22 protein-coding genes, 2 tRNA genes and 1 other annotated feature are annotated in these 22,454 nt (G+C 48.1%); all 24 genes read left to right on the top strand.

The genetic code is table 11. From position 1 onward, the window contains the following. Positions 1 to 12 precede the first annotated feature (12 nt). The 24 genes from GT1_RS16235 to rplV all read left to right on the top strand — a co-directional run bounded on the left by GT1_RS16235 (position 13) and on the right by rplV (position 22,432). Positions 13 to 89: transfer RNA gene (locus GT1_RS16235), tRNA-Met, on the top strand. Positions 90 to 441: 352 nt separating this feature from the next. Continuing rightward, complete coding sequence (gene tuf / locus GT1_RS16230) at positions 442 to 1,644, top strand: elongation factor Tu (protein ID WP_188399590.1); 1,203 nt, start codon at positions 442 to 444, stop codon at positions 1,642 to 1,644. A gap of 221 nt (positions 1,645 to 1,865) precedes the next feature. Then, positions 1,866 to 2,015, top strand: coding sequence for a 50S ribosomal protein L33 (rpmG, locus tag GT1_RS16225; RefSeq protein WP_075752794.1), 150 nt, complete (start codon positions 1,866 to 1,868; stop codon positions 2,013 to 2,015). A gap of 31 nt (positions 2,016 to 2,046) precedes the next feature. Continuing rightward, positions 2,047 to 2,122, top strand: a tRNA-Trp gene (locus GT1_RS16220). 25 nt (positions 2,123 to 2,147) lie between these two features. After that, positions 2,148 to 2,363: a preprotein translocase subunit SecE gene (gene secE / locus GT1_RS16215; RefSeq protein WP_075752796.1), complete on the top strand. Its 216-nt coding sequence runs from the start codon at positions 2,148 to 2,150 to the stop codon at positions 2,361 to 2,363. 37 nt (positions 2,364 to 2,400) lie between these two features. Then, positions 2,401 to 2,943 carry a transcription termination/antitermination protein NusG gene (nusG, locus tag GT1_RS16210; protein WP_075752798.1) on the top strand — a complete coding sequence of 181 codons (543 nt, stop codon included), beginning with the start codon at positions 2,401 to 2,403 and terminating at the stop codon, positions 2,941 to 2,943. A gap of 15 nt (positions 2,944 to 2,958) precedes the next feature. Continuing rightward, positions 2,959 to 3,384 carry a 50S ribosomal protein L11 gene (gene rplK, locus GT1_RS16205; protein ID WP_075752800.1) on the top strand — a complete coding sequence of 142 codons (426 nt, stop codon included), beginning with the start codon at positions 2,959 to 2,961 and terminating at the stop codon, positions 3,382 to 3,384. 184 nt (positions 3,385 to 3,568) lie between these two features. Then, positions 3,569 to 4,273, top strand: coding sequence for a 50S ribosomal protein L1 (rplA, locus tag GT1_RS16200; RefSeq protein ID WP_075752802.1), 705 nt, complete (start codon positions 3,569 to 3,571; stop codon positions 4,271 to 4,273). Positions 4,274 to 4,314: 41 nt separating this feature from the next. Further along, positions 4,315 to 4,471 (top strand) — a sequence feature (ribosomal protein L10 leader region). Between the two features lie 25 nt (positions 4,472 to 4,496). Next, on the top strand, positions 4,497 to 5,027 hold the full coding sequence (rplJ, locus tag GT1_RS16195) for a 50S ribosomal protein L10 (RefSeq protein ID WP_075752804.1): 531 nt from the start codon (positions 4,497 to 4,499) through the stop codon (positions 5,025 to 5,027). A gap of 60 nt (positions 5,028 to 5,087) precedes the next feature. Beyond that, complete coding sequence (gene rplL, locus GT1_RS16190; RefSeq protein WP_188399589.1) at positions 5,088 to 5,462, top strand: 50S ribosomal protein L7/L12; 375 nt, start codon at positions 5,088 to 5,090, stop codon at positions 5,460 to 5,462. Between the two features lie 467 nt (positions 5,463 to 5,929). Then, positions 5,930 to 9,742 (top strand): DNA-directed RNA polymerase subunit beta, encoded by a 3,813-nt coding sequence (gene rpoB, locus GT1_RS16185; RefSeq protein ID WP_188399588.1) that lies wholly within the window; start codon positions 5,930 to 5,932, stop codon positions 9,740 to 9,742. 21 nt (positions 9,743 to 9,763) lie between these two features. Then, positions 9,764 to 13,720, top strand: a complete 3,957-nt coding sequence (gene rpoC / locus GT1_RS16180) for a DNA-directed RNA polymerase subunit beta' (protein WP_284707642.1) — start codon at positions 9,764 to 9,766, stop codon at positions 13,718 to 13,720. 251 nt (positions 13,721 to 13,971) lie between these two features. Continuing rightward, on the top strand, positions 13,972 to 14,226 hold the full coding sequence (locus GT1_RS16175; RefSeq protein WP_075752812.1) for a ribosomal L7Ae/L30e/S12e/Gadd45 family protein: 255 nt from the start codon (positions 13,972 to 13,974) through the stop codon (positions 14,224 to 14,226). Positions 14,227 to 14,330: 104 nt separating this feature from the next. Further along, the gene (rpsL, locus tag GT1_RS16170) at positions 14,331 to 14,714 is read left to right on the top strand and encodes a 30S ribosomal protein S12 (RefSeq protein WP_075752814.1); all 384 of its coding nucleotides are present in this window, start codon (positions 14,331 to 14,333) and stop codon (positions 14,712 to 14,714) included. A 43-nt stretch (positions 14,715 to 14,757) separates the two neighbouring features. Beyond that, on the top strand, positions 14,758 to 15,228 hold the full coding sequence (gene rpsG / locus GT1_RS16165; RefSeq protein ID WP_075752816.1) for a 30S ribosomal protein S7: 471 nt from the start codon (positions 14,758 to 14,760) through the stop codon (positions 15,226 to 15,228). Positions 15,229 to 15,337: 109 nt separating this feature from the next. Further along, positions 15,338 to 17,413, top strand: a complete 2,076-nt coding sequence (gene fusA, locus GT1_RS16160) for an elongation factor G (RefSeq protein ID WP_188399587.1) — start codon at positions 15,338 to 15,340, stop codon at positions 17,411 to 17,413. Between the two features lie 57 nt (positions 17,414 to 17,470). Continuing rightward, a complete protein-coding gene (gene tuf / locus GT1_RS16155; RefSeq protein ID WP_188399586.1) occupies positions 17,471 to 18,673 on the top strand; it encodes an elongation factor Tu in 1,203 nt (400 codons plus the stop codon). Positions 18,674 to 18,829: 156 nt separating this feature from the next. Then, a complete protein-coding gene (rpsJ, locus tag GT1_RS16150) occupies positions 18,830 to 19,141 on the top strand; it encodes a 30S ribosomal protein S10 (protein WP_021168692.1) in 312 nt (103 codons plus the stop codon). Positions 19,142 to 19,156: 15 nt separating this feature from the next. Continuing rightward, complete coding sequence (gene rplC, locus GT1_RS16145) at positions 19,157 to 19,798, top strand: 50S ribosomal protein L3 (RefSeq protein ID WP_188399585.1); 642 nt, start codon at positions 19,157 to 19,159, stop codon at positions 19,796 to 19,798. Between the two features lie 68 nt (positions 19,799 to 19,866). Next, on the top strand, positions 19,867 to 20,493 hold the full coding sequence (gene rplD, locus GT1_RS16140) for a 50S ribosomal protein L4 (RefSeq protein ID WP_075752822.1): 627 nt from the start codon (positions 19,867 to 19,869) through the stop codon (positions 20,491 to 20,493). Then, a complete protein-coding gene (gene rplW, locus GT1_RS16135) occupies positions 20,493 to 20,780 on the top strand; it encodes a 50S ribosomal protein L23 (protein ID WP_075752824.1) in 288 nt (95 codons plus the stop codon). Before rplD ends, rplW begins: the two co-directional genes overlap by 1 nt. A 29-nt stretch (positions 20,781 to 20,809) precedes the next feature. Beyond that, complete coding sequence (gene rplB, locus GT1_RS16130) at positions 20,810 to 21,649, top strand: 50S ribosomal protein L2 (RefSeq protein ID WP_188399584.1); 840 nt, start codon at positions 20,810 to 20,812, stop codon at positions 21,647 to 21,649. Positions 21,650 to 21,766: 117 nt separating this feature from the next. Next, positions 21,767 to 22,048, top strand: a complete 282-nt coding sequence (gene rpsS, locus GT1_RS16125) for a 30S ribosomal protein S19 (protein ID WP_188399583.1) — start codon at positions 21,767 to 21,769, stop codon at positions 22,046 to 22,048. A 51-nt stretch (positions 22,049 to 22,099) separates the two neighbouring features. Continuing rightward, positions 22,100 to 22,432 carry a 50S ribosomal protein L22 gene (gene rplV / locus GT1_RS16120; RefSeq protein WP_188399582.1) on the top strand — a complete coding sequence of 111 codons (333 nt, stop codon included), beginning with the start codon at positions 22,100 to 22,102 and terminating at the stop codon, positions 22,430 to 22,432. Positions 22,433 to 22,454 lie beyond the last annotated feature (22 nt).

The raw sequence follows: 22,454 nt of genomic DNA, 5'->3' as shown, positions 1-22,454 counted from the left end.
AATTCTATATATGGCGGCGTAGCTCAGCTGGCTAGAGCATTCGGTTCATACCCGAAGTGTCCGGGGTTCAAATCCCTGCGCCGCCACCATACCGGTAATAATAAACCCGCAGCAAACCGCTGCGAGGTTTTTTTATTTTAGTACAAAATGCGGGAGGATTTTTATAGGTCGGATAGAATACCCTATATAGCATCCAATAAGGATTATTCGGCTGTGTTGTTATAGAACGCAAGTCCAATGCCGGCGGCAGAGCATTGTTGACAGCAGGCTGAGATAAAATCTTTATTGGATTTCATATGGCTTGTCAGGCAGAGACTGCTGACAGCGCAACACGTATACTCAACAAGATTTATGCCAATATATAAGAAGAGATAGTCTATTCCAGGTATATCCAGAAAAATGATTAATGCAAAAAACGATAACTAAGGGAGGTAACACTTAATGGCTAAGAAAAAGTTTGAAAGAAACAAACCCCACGTTAACATTGGCACCATCGGTCACGTTGACCATGGCAAAACCTCGCTGACTGCCGCTATTACCATGACCCTGGCAAAACACGGCGGCGGAGAATTCATGGCGTATGACCAGATCGACAAAGCTCCGGAAGAAAGAGAACGCGGCATTACTATCAACACCGCTCACGTGGAATACGAAACCGCAAACCGCCACTATGCTCACGTTGACTGCCCGGGCCACGCCGACTATGTAAAAAACATGATCACCGGCGCAGCGCAAATGGACGGTGCTATCCTGGTTGTATCGGCCGCCGACGGCCCGATGCCGCAAACCCGTGAACACATCCTGCTGTCCCGCCAGGTAGGCGTACCTGCCATGGTTGTATTCTTAAACAAAGCCGATCTGGTTGATGACGCAGAACTGATGGAACTGGTAGAAATGGAAGTTCGCGAACTTCTCTCCAGCTACGAATTCCCAGGTGACGACATTCCTGTAGTAAGCGGTTCTGCCGTTAAAGTTCTTAACTGCGGCTGCGCTAAAGCCGAATGCGAATGGTGCGGCAAAATCCACGAGCTTATGGCAAAAGTGGACGAATACATTCCGACCCCGGAACGCGCTACCGACAAGCCTTTCCTGATGCCTGTAGAAGACGTGTTCACAATCACCGGTCGTGGTACAGTAGCCACCGGCCGTGTAGAACGCGGTGTGGTAAAAGTAAGTGATACCATCGAAATCGTTGGTATGACCGATAAACCGAAATCCACAGTAGTAACCGGCGTAGAAATGTTCCGGAAACTTCTGGATTCGGCAGTAGCCGGTGACAACATCGGCGCGCTCTTGCGTGGTGTAGAGCGTAAAGAAATCGAGCGCGGCCAAGTACTTGCCAAGCCTGGTTCCATTAAACCTCACACCAAATTCAAAGGCGAAGTATACGTATTGTCCAAAGAAGAAGGCGGCCGCCATACCCCGTTCTTCACCAACTATCGTCCGCAGTTCTACTTCAGAACAACTGACGTAACCGGTGTTGTAAATCTGCCGGAAGGTGTAGAAATGGTAATGCCTGGCGACAACATTCAAATGAGCATCGAGCTCATCACCCCGATCGCTATCGAAGAAGGTCTGCGCTTCGCTATTCGCGAAGGCGGCCGTACTGTTGGCGCCGGCGTTGTAACCGCTGTTACCGAGTAGGCGCGCAAACGGTCTTTTAGCTGATGTATTTGCATAAAAGGAAGATTCTATGATATAATAAATAAGCGGGGGAACAACCCCTGCTTATTTATTGACATACCCGAACGTGTGGACTATTGACACACTGATATAATTGTGATAAATTGTATTAGTGACATTAATAGAAGTTTTGTCAAAATAGACTCATAGCGCTATATTTACTGGTAAGAGAGGTGTACAGGATGCGCAACGCGGTAACATTGGCCTGCACAGAATGCAAACAACGCAATTATCAGACCAATAAAAACAAGAAAAACGACCCGGATAGATTGGAGTTTAACAAATACTGCAAATTTTGCAAGAAGCAAACTCCACATAAAGAAACCAAGTAGGCCTAGTATAATTAGGTTTGTCACAATGCGTAGGGGTGTAGCTCAATTGGTAGAGTAGCGGTCTCCAAAACCGTTGGTTGCGGGTTCGATTCCTGCCGCCCCTGCCAAAATGTAAGCACAGGATGTGAGAGAATGGCCGCTCAGGAAACAGCTGTCCAGACGAATGCATCGCGCTGGAAGAAGTTTTTTCGGGAAGTAAAAGCTGAACTTAAAAAGGTAACATGGCCGGGCAGAACAGAACTTATTTCCTTTACAGGGATTGTATTTGTAACGGTTGCTTTTGTTGCGGTCCTAATTTGGGTGGTTGACGCTGGTTTCACTCAGGTTCTAAAGGCTATCATCAAGTAGACTAGGGGGTGGGGGGCCTAATACGTCCCTTAAGGCTATGGAATCCGAAAAACTCGAAAAACATTGGTATGTTATCCATACATATTCCGGTTATGAAAACAAGGTAAAGACCAACCTGGAAAAGAAAGTTCACTCCATGGGAATGGAAAACGAAGTCTTCCGGGTACTTGTGCCGATGGAAGATGAAGTGGAAATAAAAGATGGCAAGAAGAAAATTGCCAAGAAAAAAGTTTTCCCCGGGTATGTGCTGGTAGAGATGATTGTCACTGACCGCTCTTGGTATGTTGTGCGCAACACGCCGGGTGTTACAGGTTTTGTCGGGTCAGGAACCAAGCCTATTCCGCTGAGCGAAAGTGAAGTCAAACATATTCTCAAGTCCATGGGAATGGAAGAAACTAAACCGAAAATTGATATTGAGCTTAATCAATTGGTGCGCATCACTTCAGGGGCTTTTGAAAATTGGACAGCCACTGTGGTTGAGATCAATCCGGAACGCGGCAAACTCAAAGTGCTTGTCAACATGTTCGGACGTGAAACACCAGTAGAGCTTGATTTTATGCAAGTTGTCAAAGTAGATTAAGGAGGTGTAATATATATGGCTAAAAAGGTTGTCAAGCTTGTAAAACTGCAAGTTCCTGCCGGTAAGGCCACCCCGGCTCCTCCCGTAGGTCCGGCGCTCGGTCAGGCTGGTGTCAATATTATGGCATTCGTTAAGGAGTTTAATGAAAGAACAGCTCAGCAAGCTGGTCTCATTATTCCGGTGGAAATTACGGTGTTTGAAGATAGATCCTTTACTTTTATCACCAAAACTCCGCCTGCTGCTATTCTTCTTAAAAAAGCTGCCGGTATTGAAACTGCTTCTGGCGAACCTAACAAAAAGAAGGTTGCCAAAATTAAACGCGATAAAGTTCAGGAAATCGCTCAATCCAAAATGCAAGATCTTAACGCTGCCAGCGTTGAAGCTGCCATGCGGATGATCGAAGGTACTGCCCGCAGCATGGGCATCGAAATCGTCGACTAATAAACAGTACCATAAGGCCCATCTGCGTTGTTGCCCCTGCGAGCGCTTGCTTGCGTACCCAATCAGTACGCGGCGCTTCACGTTCTCGGGGCGCCTAGCATCTGAACCTTCTGGCCCAGTTTATGATGGGATAAATGTGGGAGGACTAAGTGCTTCCGTTATTACCACAAAGGAGGAAAACTAAATGCCGAAACATGGTAAGAAGTATGTTGAAGCCGCTAAGCTCGTTGATGCCAATAAGCTGTACGAGCCGGAAGAAGCGGTAGAACTTGTTAAAAAAACTGCTAGTGCTAAGTTTGACCAAACTGTAGAAGTTGCTGTTAAACTTGGTGTTGATCCTAAACACGCCGACCAACAGGTGCGTGGTGCTGTTGTGCTTCCTTTTGGTACCGGTAAAACCAAGCGGGTGCTGGTATTTGCCAAAGGTGAAAAAGCTAAAGAAGCTGAAACTGCCGGCGCAGATTTTGTTGGCGCTGAAGATATGGTGGAAAAAATCCAGGGTGGCTGGACTGATTTTGATGTTGCAGTAGCTACGCCTGACATGATGGGTTTGGTAGGCCGCCTTGGTAAAATCCTTGGCCCTAAAGGCTTAATGCCTAACCCCAAAGTTGGCACCGTTACTCTTGATGTAGTCCGTGCTCTTAACGAAATTAAAGCAGGTAAGATTGAATACCGTACCGATAAAGCCGGTAATATCCACGCTCCTATCGGTAAAGTATCTTTCGATAACGAAAAACTGCTTGCCAATTTCCACACCCTGATTGATACATTGATTAAGGTTAAGCCTGCTGCGGCCAAAGGCCAATACATGCGGAACATTTCCTTAAGCACAACAATGGGTCCTGGTGTAAGGGTTAACCCGCTCAAAGCTCCCGGCAAAAAAGAATAACATTACTATAGACTATTACTCAACAAGGCTGTAAATGGCATTGGCGAGTAGTTGTAAGGCTGTAGACAGCAGGTGCATGATTGCCGAACAAGCGTAAAGCTTGCCTGCCGAGGCCGGGGATTTGCAGCGTGTAACCGTAAATTACGTTATAACGCGGCCTCCGGTGTTTACATCCGGAGGCCGTTTTTAATTTAGGATACTTGATTAAGGAGGTGTAATATAAATGGCTGTAACTCAAGAAAAGATTCAGACAGTTGCTGAGATTAAAGAAAAACTCAGCACTACCAAAGGTGCCGTTTTGACGAACTATCGTGGTTTAACCGTTGCTCAGGATACCAAGCTTCGCCGCAAACTGCGTGAAGCAGGGGTAGAGTATCGCGTATTTAAAAATACCATGACTCGCATTGCTGCTAAAGAAGCTGGCATTGAAGGTCTTGACCCGTATCTTGAAGGTCCGACCGCTATCGCAATTTCCTATACCGATCCTGTAGCTCCGGCCAAAATTATTTCAGACTTTGTCAAAGAAAACAAATTGCAGGCTCTGGAAGTAAAAGCCGGTATTGTAGAAGGTCAAGTAATTGACGCTAACGGGGTTAAGGCTCTGTCGAGCCTGCCGCCGCGCGAAGTTCTCATTGCGCAGGTTCTGGCTGGTTTCCAAGCTCCTATCGCCGGTTTCGTCAACGTACTTTCCGGTACTATGCGCAATCTGGTGTATGCGCTTGAAGCTGTACGCCAGCAAAAGGAATCCGCATAACCCGTTTTCCCGATTAACTTAGAAAAAATTTTAAATGAAAGTTTATGGAGGTATTTTAAAATGACTAAAGAACAAATTATGGAAGCCATTGAGCAAATGACTGTGCTCGAACTGTCCGAACTGGTAAAAGCCCTTGAAGAAAAATTCGGCGTATCTGCTGCTGCTCCTGTAGCTGTAGCTGCTGCTCCTGCTGCTGGCGGTGCTGCTGCTGTTGCTGAAGAACAAACTGAATTTGATGTAATCCTCACCAACGCTGGTGCCGGAAAAATCAACGTTATCAAAGTGGTACGCGAAGTTACCGGTCTTGGCCTCAAAGAAGCTAAAGAGCTCGTTGACGGTGCTCCTAAAGCTGTCAAAGAAAAAATCTCCAAAGCCGATGCAGAAGCTCTCAAAGCTAAACTTGTTGAAGCTGGCGCAACTGTTGAAGTTAAGTAAGATCGCTTGACCAAAAGGAGCACCTTTTTCGGTGCTCCTTTTATTTTCCTGACAGCAAAACTATAACGAAAAACAGGATAAGGCAAGAACGGCTTTTGCTTTATTTGCTATAGAAAATTATTTTATCTCAGAAATATACATAGCTGGGTAAAATTTCTTGACATAGCAAATAATATATGATACCATTATATATCGCCGTACATGTTTATATTTTTCTTGTTTCCATTGCTTTACATTTTAGCTGAGGACTGTATAAATTATGAAATGGCAGGATATAGTAATATAATGGAGGATGAATCGTTTTCATCAAAAAAGAAGCAAGGTCTTTAATTAAGATATGGAGCCTTGCTTTGTTTTGTGTATATTTAATCATTCATTTGCTGGCTTAGTATTTGCGGAATGCTGCTAAGATATGTAGTAGGCTTACGCGATATGTCAGTGTAAATGGCTAAGGGGTGAAGGGGTTAATGTTTAATCCTGTTCCGGTGGGCAAAAGGTTCAGGTATAGTTATGCCAAAATTGATGAAGTGCTGGACATGCCCAACCTTATCGAAATTCAGAAGAATTCCTACAACTGGTTTCTTAAGGAAGGCTTGCAGGAAATATTTCATGATATTTCTCCTATCCAGGACTTTACCGGCAACTTGGTCCTGTCTTTTGAAAACTTTACATTGGGCGAACCTAAATATGAGGTTGAAGAATGCAAAGAGCGGGATGTTACGTATGCCGCTCCGCTTCGCGTTAGCGTCCGCCTGTACAACAAGGAAACTCAGGAAATAAAAGAGCAGGAAGTATTTATGGGCGACTTTCCGCTCATGACCGACAACGGTACGTTTATTATTAACGGTGCTGAGCGGGTTATTGTTAGTCAGTTGGTTCGTTCCCCGGGTGTGTATTATAACGAAACCATCGATACTACCGGCAAAAAGCTGTACAATGCTACCGTTATCCCGAATCGCGGCGCGTGGCTCGAACTGGAAACCGATGCCAATGATGTTGTGTCCGTTAGGGTTGACCGGACCCGGAAGCTGCCGGTAACTGTTCTTATTCGTGCGCTGGGCTTTGTTTCTAATGGCGTAATATCGGAGCTTTTTCATGATGATGTACGCATCCGGGCTACGCTGGAACGGGACAACAGCGACTCACGGGAAGAAGCCCTTGTTGAAATTTATAAGCGCCTGCGCCCAGGCGAACCGCCAACAGTGGAAAATGCTGCTCAACTGTTGGAAACCTTATTTTTTGATTCCAAACGCTATGATCTGGCTACTGTCGGACGCTACAAACTCGGCAAAAAGCTGGGATGGCGCCGTCGTCTGCTAGGCAAAGTCCTGGGTCAGCCGCTCGTAGACAAAGAAACAGGCGAAATTGTAGTAGAAGAAGGCACCGTCCTGGAAGAGGACGTACTTGACCGTATTGGGGCTGCAAAAATATTTGACGGCCCGGGTCTGCATGTTGCCTGGATTAAGCAAAAAGACGGAACTCCCGTAAAACTGCTGCTCAACTCAGTATTGCCGTTTTCCCATCGCACCATTACCAAAGAAGATATCATTGCTTCCATCAGCTATCTTCTTAATCTAATGGAAGGTCATGGCACAACCGATGATATTGACCATTTAGGCAATCGCCGTCTGCGCTCAGTTGGTGAACTGCTGCAGAACCAGTTCCGTATCGGCTTGGCCCGGATGGAACGGGTGGTTAAAGAGCGTATGACCATTCAGGACATTGATGTTATTACGCCCCAGGCACTAATTAACATCAGACCTGTTGTGGCAGCCATAAAAGAATTTTTTGGTTCCAGCCAGTTATCACAATTTATGGATCAGACCAATCCGCTGGCTGAACTTACTCATAAACGCCGTCTCAGTGCCCTGGGACCTGGTGGTCTCAGCCGTGAACGCGCCGGCTTTGAAGTTCGTGACGTTCACCATTCGCACTATGGCCGGATGTGCCCGATTGAGACCCCGGAAGGACCAAACATTGGTCTGATCGGTTCTCTGTCTACCTTTGCCCGGATTAATCAATTCGGCTTTATTGAAACACCATACCGGAAAGTGAATAAGGCTGAACGCCAGGTAACAGACGAAGTACTCTATTTAACCGCAGATGAAGAAGATGAAATGATTGTTGCTCAGGCGAATGAGCCGCTGGATAAAGACGGCAGATTCAAAGAGCCGCGTGTTACCTGCCGCTACCGGCATGAAACCTTAGTAGTTCCGGCAGAAAAAGTCGACTACATGGACGTTTCACCGAAACAGGTAGTGTCTATTGCTACGGCGATGATTCCCTTCCTGGAAAATGACGATGCCAACCGGGCCCTGATGGGTGCCAACATGCAGCGTCAGGCGGTGCCGCTCTTAAGGACGCAAGCGCCGATTGTCGGCACAGGCATGGAATACAAAGCCGCCCGTGACTCGGGAGTTGTAGCCCTAGCCAAAAACGCCGGTGTTGTTGAAAAGGTAACGGCAACCGATATCCATATCCGTACTGAAAAGGGCGGTTTGGATAGCTACAAATTGCTCAAATATCTGCGTTCCAACCAAGGAACCTGCATTAATCAAAAACCGATTGTCTACAAAGGCGAACAAATTGTTAAAGGCCAGGTACTGGCAGACGGTCCGTCCACAGATAAAGGCGAACTGGCACTGGGGTATAACGTACTGGTGGCATTTATGCCATGGGAAGGCTACAACTACGAGGATGCCATCCTGTTAAGCCAGGACCTGGTGAAGGAAGATGTCTTTACTTCGATTCACATCGAAGAGTATGAATGTGACGCCCGTGATACCAAGCTGGGGCCGGAAGAAATTACCCGCGATATCCCGAATGTGGCTGAAGATGTACTCAGAGACCTGGATGATCGTGGTATTATCCGGGTGGGGGCGGAAGTCCGCCCAGGCGATATTCTGGTTGGTAAAGTAACACCCAAAGGTGAAACCGAGCTGACGGCAGAAGAACGTCTCCTCAGAGCCATATTTGGTGAAAAGGCGCGTGAAGTCCGTGATACCTCGCTTAGAGTACCCCACGGCGAAGCCGGTAAAATTGTTGACGTAAAGGTCTTTACCCGGGAAAATGGCGACGAACTGCCGCCAGGTGTTAACCAGTTAGTGCGCTGCTATATTGCCCAAAAACGGAAAATTTCCGAAGGCGATAAAATGGCGGGACGCCATGGTAACAAAGGGGTAGTTTCCCGGATTATGCCTAAAGAAGATATGCCCTTCCTGCCTGACGGGACACCGGTGCAGATTGTGTTAAATCCACTGGGTGTACCATCGCGGATGAATATTGGTCAGGTGCTGGAAACACACTTAGGCCGTGCGGCTGCCGCAATGGGCATGCAGGTTAAAATGGGTGATTCGACCCTGATTGACCGTCTGAAAGAAGTCGGTTACGACCATGAGAAACATGGCATGCCTAAACCGGATATTGCCGGGATTCATTTGGCCACTCCGGTATTTGACGGTGCGACAGAAACTGAGGTAATCAAAACCCTGCAGGCTGCCGGACTCTCTGAAGATGGCAAAACGGAACTTTTTGACGGCAGAACAGGCGAACCTTTTGATAATCACGTTACTGTCGGTTATGTATATATGCTCAAATTAGCTCACTTGGTTGACGATAAGATTCACGCCCGTTCTACTGGCCCGTACTCGCTGGTTACCCAGCAGCCGCTTGGCGGCAAGGCCCAGTTCGGTGGGCAGCGTTTTGGCGAGATGGAGGTTTGGGCACTGGAAGCTTATGGCGCCGCCTATACCTTGCAGGAACTGCTTACCGTCAAGTCTGACGACGTTGTTGGCCGTGTTAAAACCTATGAAGCAATTGTCAAAGGCGAAAATGTACCGGAACCGGGCGTGCCTGAATCGTTCAAGGTACTTATCAAGGAACTTCAGAGCATTGGTCTTGACGTCAAGGTACTCACCGAAGATGCTCAGGAAATTATGATTCGCGAATCAGATGAAGACATCAACGAAACGGCAAAAGAGTTGGAATTGAATATCGGCGGAGATACTGCGCCACAGCCGTCCGCTGAACGTAAGAACGCGGATTTAGAGGCCGATGTGGTTGATGAGCTTGAGGCCGGTGACGATATTGATCCATTGGAAGAAGAACTTGACATTATTGCTGAAGTTGCTGAAATGGATACAGACATTGGCCGGCAGGCAGATGACGAAGAATTTGATTTCAATTCTAAAAAGAATGACTCGAAAAAGTTCAGGGAAAATGCTAAGAAGTCTGATCCGCATGACTATATTGACGACATCATAGACGAGGATTTGGACTAGGTAGAAGGGAGCGATAACCCCTTGTTGGACGTAAATAACTTTGATTCGATGCGTATTGGTCTGGCATCACCGGAACAAATCCGCAAATGGTCACATGGCGAAGTAAAAAAACCGGAAACCATTAATTATCGTACCTTGAAGCCTGAACGGGAAGGTTTGTTTTGCGAAAAAATCTTTGGACCTACCCGGGACTGGGAATGTCATTGCGGTAAATATAAGCGGATTCGCTATAAAGGCATTATCTGCGATCGCTGCGGTGTTGAAGTAACCCGTTCCAAGGTTCGGCGTGACCGGATGGGGCATATCGAATTAGCCGCCCCTGTTTCACATATCTGGTACTTCAAAGGTATACCCAGTCGCATGGGACTGATCCTTGATATCTCCCCGCGTTCGTTAGAAAAGGTTTTATACTTTGCTTCCTATATCGTGATTGAGCCTGGCGATACGCCGCTCATGAAGAAACAATTGCTCAACGAAAATGAATACCGCGAACACCGGGACAAATACGGCAATGCTTTTAAAGTCGGGATGGGTGCTGAAGCCATCAAGAAATTGCTGGAAGAACTCGACTTGGAAAAAATGAGTCGTGAACTCCGGCAAGAACTGAAAGAGGTCAGCGGACAACGCAAAATCCGGGCCATTAGACGCTTAGAAGTGGTTGAGGCTTTCCGCAAGTCGGGGAATAATCCGACCTGGATGATTATGGATGTTGTGCCGGTTATTCCGCCTGAATTAAGACCGATGGTTCAGCTGGATGGCGGCCGGTTTGCCACCTCAGACCTAAATGACCTGTACCGCCGGGTAATTAACCGTAACAACCGGCTGAAGCGTCTGTTAGACTTAGGGGCTCCGGATATCATTGTCCGCAATGAAAAGCGGATGCTCCAGGAAGCGGTTGACGCACTTATTGACAATGGCAGACGCGGCCGGCCGGTTACCGGCCCCGGCAATCGCCCGTTAAAATCCTTAAGTGATATGCTTAAAGGCAAACAGGGCCGTTTCCGTCAGAACCTGTTAGGTAAGCGGGTTGACTATTCAGGCCGTTCGGTTATCGTTGTCGGTCCTGAACTTAAACTGCACCAATGTGGTCTGCCCAAAGAAATGGCATTGGAATTATTCAAGCCGTTTGTAATGAAAAAGCTGGTTAATGCCGGTCACGCGCATAATATTAAAAGCGCGAAACGCATGGTGGAAAGAGTACGCCCGGAGGTTTGGGACGTACTGGAGGAAGTTATCAAAGAGCATCCGGTGCTCTTAAACCGCGCCCCGACCCTGCACAGGCTTGGTATTCAGGCTTTTGAACCTGTACTGTCAGAAGGGCGGGCAATCAAGATTCACCCGTTAGTATGTACAGCTTACAACGCCGACTTTGACGGTGACCAGATGGCGGTACACGTACCGCTTTCGGCAGAAGCACAGGCGGAAGCCCGTATGCTGATGCTTTCGGCTCATAATATTTTGTCTACCAAAGACGGCAGACCGGTAGCCACACCTACCCAGGATATGGTATTAGGTGCCTACTATCTGACCATTGAAAGAGAGCCTGAAGATGGAAAGCTGAAATCCTTCTCCCATATGAATGAAGCACTGCTTGCCTACCAGCATAAGGCATTGGGTTTACATGAAAAACTCAAAATGCGCTTAGAGGGCTATGGTTTGGTGCACACTACGTTAGGCCGGGTAATCTTCAACGAAGTATTGCCGCATGAGCTTAGACATTATGAGGAAAAAGAAGACGGTTGGCATCTGGGCAAGCTCATGGATAAAAAGCAGCTTGGCAAACTTGTTGCAGATTCCTATAACATTTTTGGCAACGCCAAAACAGCCGTGGTACTGGATGCTGTTAAGCGTCTTGGTTTCTCCTTTGCCTGTCGTGCCGGCATAACAATTGCTATCTCAGATATTAAAATACCGCCTGAAAAGAAAGAGATATTAGCGGCTGCTGAAGAGAAAGTCAATACCATTGATAAACAGTACCGCCGCGGCCTGATTACCGATGATGAACGGTATAAGAAGACTATCGATCTATGGACCAAAGCTACCGATGATGTTACTGCCGCGCTGATGAATACCCTTGACCGGTTTAACCCGGTTTACATGATGGCCAACTCCGGTGCGCGCGGTAATATCCAGCAGATTCGTCAGTTAGCCGGTATGCGGGGCCTTATGGCCGATCCTTCCGGCCGGATCATTGACTTGCCGATCAAGGCAAACTTCCGTGAAGGTCTGACCGTATTGGAGTACTTTATCTCTACCCATGGTGCGCGTAAAGGCTTGGCCGATACTGCTCTCCGGACGGCTGACTCAGGTTACCTTACCCGCCGGCTTGTCGACGTGGCTCAGGATGTCATTGTCAGGGAAGAGGACTGCGATGTTGTCGGCATAAACCTGGTACGGGAACGGGCGAGTCTCGCCAAATCCAGTGCCGGTGCTATCGATATGCTTAAAGACAGTCTGTGTGGCCGGGTATTGGCTCAGGAAGTATTGGATCCCAAAACGGCCGATGTGTTATTGCCGCAGGGAACCGTACTTGATGAGAATAATCTGCGCTTAATTGGTGAACATGGCGTTCCGGAAATCATGATTCAGGGCGAGACTGAGGAAACAGAAGCCGATGTCGCCTGGGCAGCCGGTGCTGAGACCATTATGCTTGGTGCACCGGAAGAAAAAGTCCGGGAAGCTCTTAAAGAGGCCATGATCCGGGAGATGCTGGGTAAAAACACAACCGAAGCTATTAAAACCAGTGAAGGTGTGGAACTGGTTCCGGCAGACACCCCCTTCACGGAAGAGCACATAGAAGCCGTTCTGGCCAGCTCGGTCAAAGAAGTTAAGGTGCGGAACAATAATGTCAGAGGCATCGAAGTGGAAGCCATCAAAGAAGGCTCAGGCATTATTGAATCACTGAAAGACCGCATTGTCGGCAGAATGTCGGCAGAAGACATTCTTGATCCGGCCACCGGTGAGGTTATTGTCAGAATCAATGACCTGATTACCGAAAGCCTGGCCGACAAGGTCGTTAAAGTGCGGGAAAAAGTCGCTATTCGTTCCGTGCTTACCTGCCGTTCACGTTATGGCGTATGCATTAACTGCTATGGCCGCAACCTGGGCACAAGTCATATGGTGGATGTCGGTGAGGCTGTCGGTATTATTGCCGCCCAGTCCATTGGTGAGCCTGGTACCCAGCTTACCATGAGAACCTTCCATACCGGCGGTGTTGCCGGTGATGATATTACCCAAGGTTTGCCGAGGGTAGAAGAGTTGTTTGAAGCCCGCAAGCCGAAACGCCAGGCCATCATTACCGAAGTGGCCGGCCGGGTGGAAGTGAAAGAAATCAAAGGTATGCGCAAGGTTACCGTTTATCCGGCAGACGCTTCGCTTGGCGAAGAACGCGTATATCAGATACCTTATGGTGCAAGACTTATTGTCAGCGACGGCCAGGAGGTTGAAGCCGGCGACCGTCTGACAGAAGGTGCAGTTAATCCGCATGATATTCTCCGGGTTAGCGGCCTTAAAGCCACGCAACGCTATTTGGTATATGAAGTACAGAAAGTATACAAATCTCAGGGTGTTGAAATTAACGACAAACACATTGAGGTCATGGTTCGCCAGATGCTGCACAAGGTTAAAGTGGAAGAAGCCGGTGATACCGAACTTCTGCCAGGTGAGTACATTGACCTTAACACCTTCGAGGAAGAGAATGCGAATGCCATTGAGGCAGGTGGGGACCCGGCCATTGCCAGACCTATTCTGCTGGGTATCACTAAGGCATCACTGGCGACAGATTCCTTCCTGTCGGCCGCATCCTTCCAGGAGACCACCCGTGTACTTACTGAAGCTGCCATCAAAGGCAAGGTTGATCCGCTCTTAGGCTTGAAAGAGAACGTCATTATCGGTAAGCTTGTTCCTGCCGGCACCGGTATGAGCCGTTACCGCAATGTTCATCTCAGAAAGACGCCGGTAGAGCTGGTTACTGAATAGATAAAATATCATGTAACACTAACAACCGGGGACGGAACAAAACCGTCCCCGGTTTTGTTGAAAAAAGGTGCATAAACCCAGTGTTTATGGGCATTAATAACCAGTGGTAAATAGTGCCGGCGATACACCCGGTTTAGTGGATTTAAATCACTGCAGAAAATCTAATAGTTTATTGACATTTGATATATGAAATGGTAATATATTAGAGTGCCTTGAAAAACATCACTTATTTTTCCAAAGGAGTTGGAATTGTGAGCAGTGAGGAACTTGAAGGGTTAAAGACTGCCAGGAAAGCCATTGGTGCTAAACAAGCAGTGCGGGCTGTGGAAAAGGGTCTGGCCGCTAAGGTATACCTTGCTGATGATGCCGACCGGCGGGTGGTTGCGCCGCTTGCGCAATTATGCGACCAAAAAGGAATTGAGGTTAACGAAAAAATGACCATGACTGAGCTTGGTAAAGCTTGCGGCATTGAAGTGGGCGCTGCGGCTGTAGCCCTTTTAAAATAGCCGGTCAGTGGGACAGGTCGTTAATAATTTTGCCAACTGCATGCCGGCTGGCGAAATTTTTAATAATAAATAACGAGATTGGGGAAGGAGGTGCGCTAAATAACATGCCAACAATTAGTCAGTTAGTGCGCAAAAGCCGGGAGCAACTGGTGCAAAAATCCACCGCTCCTGCATTGAAAGAATGTCCGCAAAAACGTGGCGTATGCACGAGAGTATATACAACTACTCCGAAAAAACCTAACTCTGCACTCCGCAAAGTTGCCCGTGTACGCTTAACTAACGGCATCGAAGTAACTGCCTACATCCAGGGTATCGGTCACAATCTGCAGGAACACTCGGTTGTGTTGATCCGTGGCGGCAGGGTAAAAGATTTGCCAGGCGTACGTTATCACATTGTCCGTGGTGCTCTTGACACCGCTGGTGTTGCCAAACGCAACCAGGGCCGTTCTAAATACGGAGCCAAAAGAGCAACCGCTGCCAAGAAATAGTTGTTAAGAGACCTGCAGAGTTTTGGAAGAAGGAGGGATACTGATGCCAAGAAAAGGTGCTGTTCCCAAGCGGGATGTATTGCCGGATCCGGTATATAACTCCAAGCTTGTCACCAGATTTATCAATAAAATTATGTTGGACGGCAAGAAAGGCGTTGCCGAGAACATTGTATATGACGCGTTTGAAACCATTCGCGCTAAAACCGGCAAAGACCCGATGGAAGTATTTGAAGTTGCGCTTAAAAACGTAATGCCGGTTCTTGAAGTTCGTGCCCGTCGTGTTGGTGGCGCTAACTATCAGGTGCCTGTTGAAGTGCGGCCTGATCGCAAACTGTCACTGGGTATTCGCTGGCTGGTTGGCTATTCGCGCAAACGTGGTGAAAAAACCATGCATGAGCGTCTGGCTTCGGAATTGATGGATGCCGCAAACAATGCTGGCGCATCTGTTAAGAAACGTGAAGATACCCATAAAATGGCTGAAGCCAATAAGGCTTTTGCACATTACCGCTGGTAATAATCGAGGTTCGGGTATAAATTCCATCCGATTAAAGGGTTGCGTAAGCAACCCGTTCTTAAATCGAATGGGTAACCGCCCGGACGCACAATACTAAGGAGTGAAGATAGTGGCCCGAAAGTTTCCTCTTGAAAAGACGCGGAACATCGGTATCATGGCGCACATCGACGCTGGCAAGACCACTACCACCGAACGCATACTGTTTTATACCGGCAAAGTACACAAGATTGGCGAAGTGCATGATGGCGCTGCGACTATGGACTGGATGGTGCAGGAGCAAGAGCGAGGTATCACCATTACCTCGGCGGCCACTACAGCCCAATGGGATGGGCATCGTATTAACATCATTGACACACCAGGACACGTGGACTTTACAGTTGAAGTAGAACGTTCGTTGAGAGTGCTTGACGGTTCGGTTGCAGTTTTCTGTGCCAAAGGCGGCGTAGAGCCGCAATCAGAAACTGTCTGGCGCCAGGCTGACAAATACGGGGTTCCCCGTATGGCGTATGTAAATAAAATGGATATCACCGGCGCGGATTTCTACCGGGTTGTTGATATGATGAAAAGCCGTCTTGGTGCTAATGCGGTGCCGATTCAACTGCCAATAGGCTTTGAAGATACCTTCAAAGGCTTTGTGGACCTTGTTGAAATGAGAGCTGTTATTTACACCGATGATCTGGGCAAGGTAAGCGAAGCTGCCGTAATCCCTGAAGATATGGTTGAAAATGTCGAACTTTATCGGCAAAATCTCTTGGACGCGGTTGCTGAGAGCGATGATGAGCTGATGATGAAATACCTCGAAGGAGAAGAACTGACCCTCGAGGAAATCAAGGCAGCGATTCGTCGTGCCACCATTGCTTGTAAAATGACACCTGTAATTTGTGGTTCATCTTACAAAAACAAAGGTGTACAGCCGCTCTTGGATGCTGTTGTCGCCTATATGCCGGCACCGACTGATATCCCGGCCATTCAGGGCGTTAATCCTGAAACCGGTGAAACTGATGAACGTGCAGCTGACGATAGCCTGCCGTTCTCGGCTCTGGCATTTAAAATTATGGCTGACCCCTATGTTGGTAAGCTGGCATTCTTCAGAGTGTATTCCGGTCAGTTGGCCTCCGGTTCTTATGTGTATAACTCCACAAAGGGCAAACGTGAGCGCATTGGCCGTATTCTCCAGATGCACGCTAATCACCGGGAAGAGATTGAAATCGTTTATACCGGCGACATTGCTGCTGCCGTAGGGCTTAAAGACACCACCACCGGTGATACGCTCTGTGACGATAAAAACATTATTATTCTGGAATCTATGGTTTTCCCTGACCCGGTTATCTCGATAGCTGTTGAACCGAAAACCAAAGCTGACCAGGAAAAAATGGGTGTGGCCCTTAATCGTCTGGCTGAAGAAGATCCTACCTTCAAAATGCATACTGACCAGGAGACTGGACAGACCATTATTTCCGGTATGGGTGAACTTCATCTTGACATTATTGTTGACCGGATGCTCAGGGAATTTAAAGTGGGTTGCAACGTCGGCAAACCTCAGGTTGCTTACCGTGAGACCATCCGTAAAGCCGTTAAAGCAGAAGGCAAGTTTGTCCGTCAGTCCGGCGGCCGTGGTCAATATGGCCATTGCTGGCTGGAAATTCAACCGCTTGAGCCCGGCCAAGGATTTATCTTTGAAAACAAAGTTGTCGGTGGTGCTATTCCTAAAGAATACATCAACCCAATTGAAGCCGGTATTAAGGAAGCTATGGAAACCGGCGTATCGGCCGGATATCCGATGGTCGATATTAAGGTAACCGTTGTTGACGGTTCCTACCATGATGTTGACTCCTCGGAAATGGCTTTCAAAATTGCAGGTTCGATGGGCTTTAAAGCCGGTGCAACCAAAGCGGGTCCGGTTATCCTGGAGCCATACATGAAAGTGGAAGTTATTGTGCCGGAAGATTACATGGGTGATGTTATCGGCGACTTAAACTCCCGTCGTGGCCGGATCGAAGGCATGGAAGCCCGCTCAGGCGCTCAATCCATTAAAGCTTTTGTACCGCTTTCCGAGATGTTTGGTTATGCAACCGACCTGCGCTCCAAGACGCAGGGACGCGGCAACTACTCCATGGAATTTGACCATTACGAAGAAGTACCCAAAAATATTGCTGAAGTTATTTCAGCGAAAAATAAAGGTTAACCTGTTTGCAGGCTCACCTAACATTTAATTAGTAATAAACTTAGGAGGTAACACTCAATGGCTAAGAAAAAGTTTGAAAGAAACAAACCCCACGTTAACATTGGCACCATCGGTCACGTTGACCATGGCAAAACCTCGCTGACTGCCGCAATTACCATGACCCTGGCAAAACAAGGCGGCGCAGAATTCATGGCCTATGACCAAATCGACAAAGCCCCGGAAGAAAGAGAACGCGGTATTACCATCAACACCTCACACGTTGAATATGAAACCGTAAACCGCCACTACGCTCACGTTGACTGCCCGGGCCACGCCGACTATGTAAAAAACATGATCACCGGCGCAGCGCAAATGGACGGTGCTATCCTGGTTGTATCGGCCGCCGACGGCCCAATGCCGCAAACCCGTGAACACATCCTGCTGTCCCGCCAGGTAGGCGTACCTGCCATGGTTGTATTCTTAAACAAAGCCGACCTGGTTGATGACGCAGAACTGATGGAGCTGGTAGAAATGGAAGTTCGCGAACTTCTCTCCAGCTACGAATTCCCTGGTGACGACATTCCTGTAGTAAGCGGTTCTGCCGTTAAAGTTCTTAACTGCGGCTGCGCTAAAGCCGAATGCGAATGGTGCGGCAAAATCCACGAGCTTATGGCAAAAGTGGATGAATACATTCCGACCCCGGAACGTGCTACCGACAAGCCTTTCCTGATGCCTGTAGAAGACGTGTTCACAATCACCGGTCGTGGTACAGTAGCCACCGGCCGTGTAGAACGCGGTGTGGTAAAAGTAAGTGATACCATCGAAATCGTTGGTATGACCGAAAAACCGAAATCCACAGTAGTAACCGGCGTAGAAATGTTCCGGAAACTTCTGGATTCGGCAGTAGCCGGTGACAACATCGGCGCGCTCTTGCGTGGTGTAGAGCGTAAAGAAATCGAGCGCGGCCAAGTACTTGCCAAGCCTGGTTCCATTAAACCTCACACCAAATTCAAAGGCGAAGTATATGTATTGTCCAAAGAAGAAGGCGGCCGCCATACCCCGTTCTTCACCAACTATCGTCCGCAGTTCTACTTCAGAACAACTGACGTAACCGGTGTTGTAAATCTGCCGGAAGGCGTAGAAATGGTAATGCCTGGCGACAACATTCAAATGAGCATCGAGCTCATCACCCCGATCGCTATCGAAGAAGGTCTGCGTTTCGCTATTCGCGAAGGCGGCCGTACTGTTGGCGCCGGCGTTGTAACCGCTGTTACCGAGTAATAAAAAAGTTTAACATAGTATCCGGCAAGGGCGGCGTGGCCGCCTTTTGCCAGGATATTGGACCGGCGATGACGTGGAAGGTGGCCCGCACGCGCGGGGAAATTTCCACCGAGAATGTCCGTTCAGAGAAACTGGGCGATAAGGAGGAATAAATAAATGGCTAAACAGCAAAAAATCAGAATCCGCCTCAAGGCGTATGACCACAAGGCGCTTGATCAAAGTGCGGCCAAGATTGTTGAAACCGCAAAACGTACTGGCGCTATGGTTTCCGGCCCTATTCCGCTTCCTACGGAGAAAAACATTTTCACTATTTTGCGTTCACCCCATGTCAACAAAGACTCCCGCGAACAATTTGAAATGCGGACACACAAGCGTCTTATTGACATCCTTGAGCCGACCCCCAAGACGGTAGATGCCTTAATGCGTCTCGACTTGCCGGCTGGTGTGGACATCGAAATCAAGCTGTAGGAGGAGGTGCGATAAATGGCTAAAGGAATTTTAGGAAAAAAACTGGGTATGACCCAAATCTTTACGGCTGAGGGTAGAGTTATTCCGGTTACTGTTATTGAAGCCGGTCCTAACGTCGTAGTACAAAACAAGACAGTTGAAAATGATGGCTACAATGCAGTGCAGCTTGGGTTTGGCGCTGTCAAAGACAAACATGTCAACAAGCCGATGAAGGGTCACTTTGCAAAGGCCAACGTCAAACCGGTAAAATTCATTCGTGAGCTGCGCCTGCCTGGAGCTTCTGAATATACAGTAGGTCAAGTTCTGAGCGCTGATGTATTCAGCGAAGGAGAACTCATTGATGTGACCGGTACTGCTAAAGGAAAAGGCTTTGCCGGCGGCATTAAGCGGCATAACTTTGCTCGTGGACCTATGGGTCACGGTTCCAAATCCCATCGTGAGCCTGGTACCATCGGTTCCAGAATGAGCGGTGGCGGCGGTAAAGTATTCAAAGGCAAGAAACTTCCCGGACACATGGGCGGACAAAAAGTAACCGTTCAGCGTCTGCAAGTTGTTCGTGTGGATGTGCCCCGTAACCTTCTGCTGGTTAAAGGCGCGGTTCCCGGACCTAAAGGCAGTTTCGTCGTTGTTAGAAATACAGTAAAACCCGTTAAGTAATCGCAGCTTGCGACTTTGCGGCAAACCGCAAAGCGTGGGCTCATAGCATCGAAAGGAGGATGTGCTATATGCCGAAAGTGGCAATATATGATATGACCGGTGCACAAACCGGTGAAATGGAACTCAATGATAACGTATTTGGCGTAGAAATAAACGAAGCCGTGGTTCATCAGGCTGTTGTTATGCAACTGGCAAGCCAGCGTCAAGGCACTCACGCGACTAAGACCAGAGCAATGGTACGCGGTGGCGGCAGAAAACCCTGGAAACAAAAAGGTACCGGCCGGGCACGGGCTGGCACCATCCGTTCCCCATTGTGGGTGGGTGGCGGCACTGTATTTGGACCGCATCCGCGCAGCTACAAATTCAGCATGCCGAGAAAAGTCCGCCGTTTGGCGATTAAATCAGCACTGACTGCGAAAGTGAATGCTGGTGGCCTGGTGGTTGTTGAAACCATTAATTTTGAAGCTCCAAAAACCAAAGACGTAATAAAATTCCTTGGTAATTTTGAAGCACAAGAAGCCAAAGCCCTCATCATCACCGCAGACAATGACGAGATTGTTGCAAAATCGTCCCGTAACCTTCCTGGTGTAAAAGCCATTGGAACTATTGGACTTAATGTATACGATTTGCTGCATCATGATAAAGTGCTGGTAACCAAAGAGGCAGTCGCCAAGATTGAGGAGGTGCTGGCATAATGGCAAATCCACGCGACGTACTTCTTAGACCATACATTACTGAAAAAACCACAGCATTGATGGCTGAAAACAAATACACTTTTGTTGTGCCGCTTACCGCCAACAAAATTGAAATTCGCCAAGCTGTTGAACAAATCTTCAAAGTAAAAGTTCTTGATGTTAACACAATCCGCGTAATGGGTAAAACCAAGCGGATGGGCAAGAATCTTGGCAAACGTTCGGACTTCAAAAAAGCCATTGTAAAACTGGCTCCCGGCGAGCGTATTGAATTCTTTGAAGGTGTATAACCAGAATTTCCTAAAAAGGAGGGGCACACATGCCAGTTAAAAGTTTTAAACCATACGCTCCTGGCAGAAGATTTATGACGGTAGCCGATTTTTCGGACATTACCGCAGATCGTCCCGAGCGTTCCCTGACCGAGCGCCTGCAAAAACACGCCGGTCGCAACCAGCAAGGTCGTTTGACTGTCCGGCATCAAGGCGGCGGCCACAAGCGTCTGTATCGTATCATTGACTTTAAGCGCAACAAAGACGGTATTCCGGCAAAAGTTGCTACTATTGAATATGATCCCAACCGTTCGGCACGGATTGCACTACTGTATTATGCTGACGGCGAAAAGCGTTATATTCTTGCTCCTAACGGCCTTAAAGTAGGCGATACCATTATGAGCGGCCCGGAATCTGATATCAAAGTGGGCAATGCATTGCCGCTTAAGAATATTCCGGTAGGTACGCAAATCCATAATATTGAGATGAAGATTGGCAAAGGCGGCCAAATGGTTCGTTCAGCCGGTGCTTCGGCTCAGCTTATGGCTAAAGAGGGCAGCCATGCACTTCTCAGACTGCCGTCAGGCGAGCTGAGAAAAGTTCATATTAACTGCCGGGCTACTATTGGCCAGGTAGGCAACCTTGACCATGAAAACATCACTATCGGTAAAGCCGGCCGTTCGCGCTGGCTGGGTATCCGTCCTGCCAACCGCGGTGTCTCCATGAACCCGATTGACCATCCGCATGGTGGTGGTGAAGGCCGTTCCCCGGTTGGCCGCAAACATCCGGTTACTCCTTGGGGCAAATGCGCTATGGGAGCTAAAACCCGCAGGAAGAACGCATCGGATAAGTTAATCGTTAAGAGACGCGCTAGCCGCGGCAGTCGATAAATTCGAAGTTCGAGGTTCGATACGCCGAAGTTTACAGGGAAAACCGCAGGGCAAACCCGCGAACTTGCGAATATACGAACTCGCGAACATGCCAACACACGAAAGGAGGCTATTTAGGTGTCAAGATCCATTAAAAAGGGACCTTATGTGCATGAAAGCCTGCTCAAGAAAATTGATGCACTTAATGCCAATAACGATAAAAAGGTTATCAAAACCTGGTCACGCAGCTCGACCATTCTGCCAGCCTTTGTTGGTCACACCGTCGCTGTCCATGACGGCCGCAAACATGTACCGGTATATGTTACTGAAGACATGGTTGGTCACAAGCTTGGCGAATTCGCGCCCACCCGGACTTACAAAGGCCACAGCGGCTCGGAACGGTCCACCGGCGTAAGATAAGTACTCTTAGCAAAAATCCGGAACTGATAATAGCCGGAAGGGGGTTAATTAATGGAAGCTAAAGCAATTGCCAGACACATTCGCATTGCTCCCCGTAAAATCCGCATCGTAATGGACTTAATTCGCGGCAAGAACGTGGGCGAGGCTTTTGCAATTTTAAAGCATACTCCGAAAGTCGGAGCTGAAGTTTTGGAAAAGGTACTGAAATCAGCTATCGCTAATGCTGAGCACAACTATGACCTGAACGTTGATGCACTTTACATCTCACAGGCGTTTGTTGATCAGGGCCCGACCTTAAAACGCATTCATCCGCGTTCACGCGGCCAGGCGTTCAAGATTTTAAAGCGTACCAGCCACGTAACATTGGCCGTTAAAGAAAGATAAGCTAGGACGAAGGAGGGAAATT

This window comes from Sporomusa sp. GT1 (genome assembly GCF_014634905.1).
GTDB lineage: Bacteria > Bacillota > Negativicutes > Sporomusales > Sporomusaceae > Sporomusa > Sporomusa sphaeroides.
This window is presented reverse-complemented; position numbering and strand designations above follow the sequence as displayed.

What these genes read in the sequence shown, in the direction of transcription:
- rplJ (WP_075752804.1), top strand. Translation starts at nt 4,497, where the DNA reads ATGGCTGTAACTCAAGAAAAGATTCAGACAGTTGCTGAGATTAAAGAA.
- tuf (WP_188399586.1), top strand. Translation starts at nt 17,471, where the DNA reads ATGGCTAAGAAAAAGTTTGAAAGAAACAAACCCCACGTTAACATTGGC.
- rplK (WP_075752800.1), top strand. Translation starts at nt 2,959, where the DNA reads ATGGCTAAAAAGGTTGTCAAGCTTGTAAAACTGCAAGTTCCTGCCGGT.
- rplC (WP_188399585.1), top strand. Translation starts at nt 19,157, where the DNA reads ATGGCTAAAGGAATTTTAGGAAAAAAACTGGGTATGACCCAAATCTTT.
- rplA (WP_075752802.1), top strand. Translation starts at nt 3,569, where the DNA reads ATGCCGAAACATGGTAAGAAGTATGTTGAAGCCGCTAAGCTCGTTGAT.
- rpsJ (WP_021168692.1), top strand. Translation starts at nt 18,830, where the DNA reads ATGGCTAAACAGCAAAAAATCAGAATCCGCCTCAAGGCGTATGACCAC.
- rplV (WP_188399582.1), top strand. Translation starts at nt 22,100, where the DNA reads ATGGAAGCTAAAGCAATTGCCAGACACATTCGCATTGCTCCCCGTAAA.
- secE (WP_075752796.1), top strand. Translation starts at nt 2,148, where the DNA reads ATGGCCGCTCAGGAAACAGCTGTCCAGACGAATGCATCGCGCTGGAAG.
- rplL (WP_188399589.1), top strand. Translation starts at nt 5,088, where the DNA reads ATGACTAAAGAACAAATTATGGAAGCCATTGAGCAAATGACTGTGCTC.
- rpmG (WP_075752794.1), top strand. Translation starts at nt 1,866, where the DNA reads ATGCGCAACGCGGTAACATTGGCCTGCACAGAATGCAAACAACGCAAT.
- rplW (WP_075752824.1), top strand. Translation starts at nt 20,493, where the DNA reads ATGGCAAATCCACGCGACGTACTTCTTAGACCATACATTACTGAAAAA.
- tuf (WP_188399590.1), top strand. Translation starts at nt 442, where the DNA reads ATGGCTAAGAAAAAGTTTGAAAGAAACAAACCCCACGTTAACATTGGC.
- rpsG (WP_075752816.1), top strand. Translation starts at nt 14,758, where the DNA reads ATGCCAAGAAAAGGTGCTGTTCCCAAGCGGGATGTATTGCCGGATCCG.
- rplD (WP_075752822.1), top strand. Translation starts at nt 19,867, where the DNA reads ATGCCGAAAGTGGCAATATATGATATGACCGGTGCACAAACCGGTGAA.
- rpsL (WP_075752814.1), top strand. Translation starts at nt 14,331, where the DNA reads ATGCCAACAATTAGTCAGTTAGTGCGCAAAAGCCGGGAGCAACTGGTG.
- nusG (WP_075752798.1), top strand. Translation starts at nt 2,401, where the DNA reads ATGGAATCCGAAAAACTCGAAAAACATTGGTATGTTATCCATACATAT.
- rpoB (WP_188399588.1), top strand. Translation starts at nt 5,930, where the DNA reads ATGTTTAATCCTGTTCCGGTGGGCAAAAGGTTCAGGTATAGTTATGCC.
- rplB (WP_188399584.1), top strand. Translation starts at nt 20,810, where the DNA reads ATGCCAGTTAAAAGTTTTAAACCATACGCTCCTGGCAGAAGATTTATG.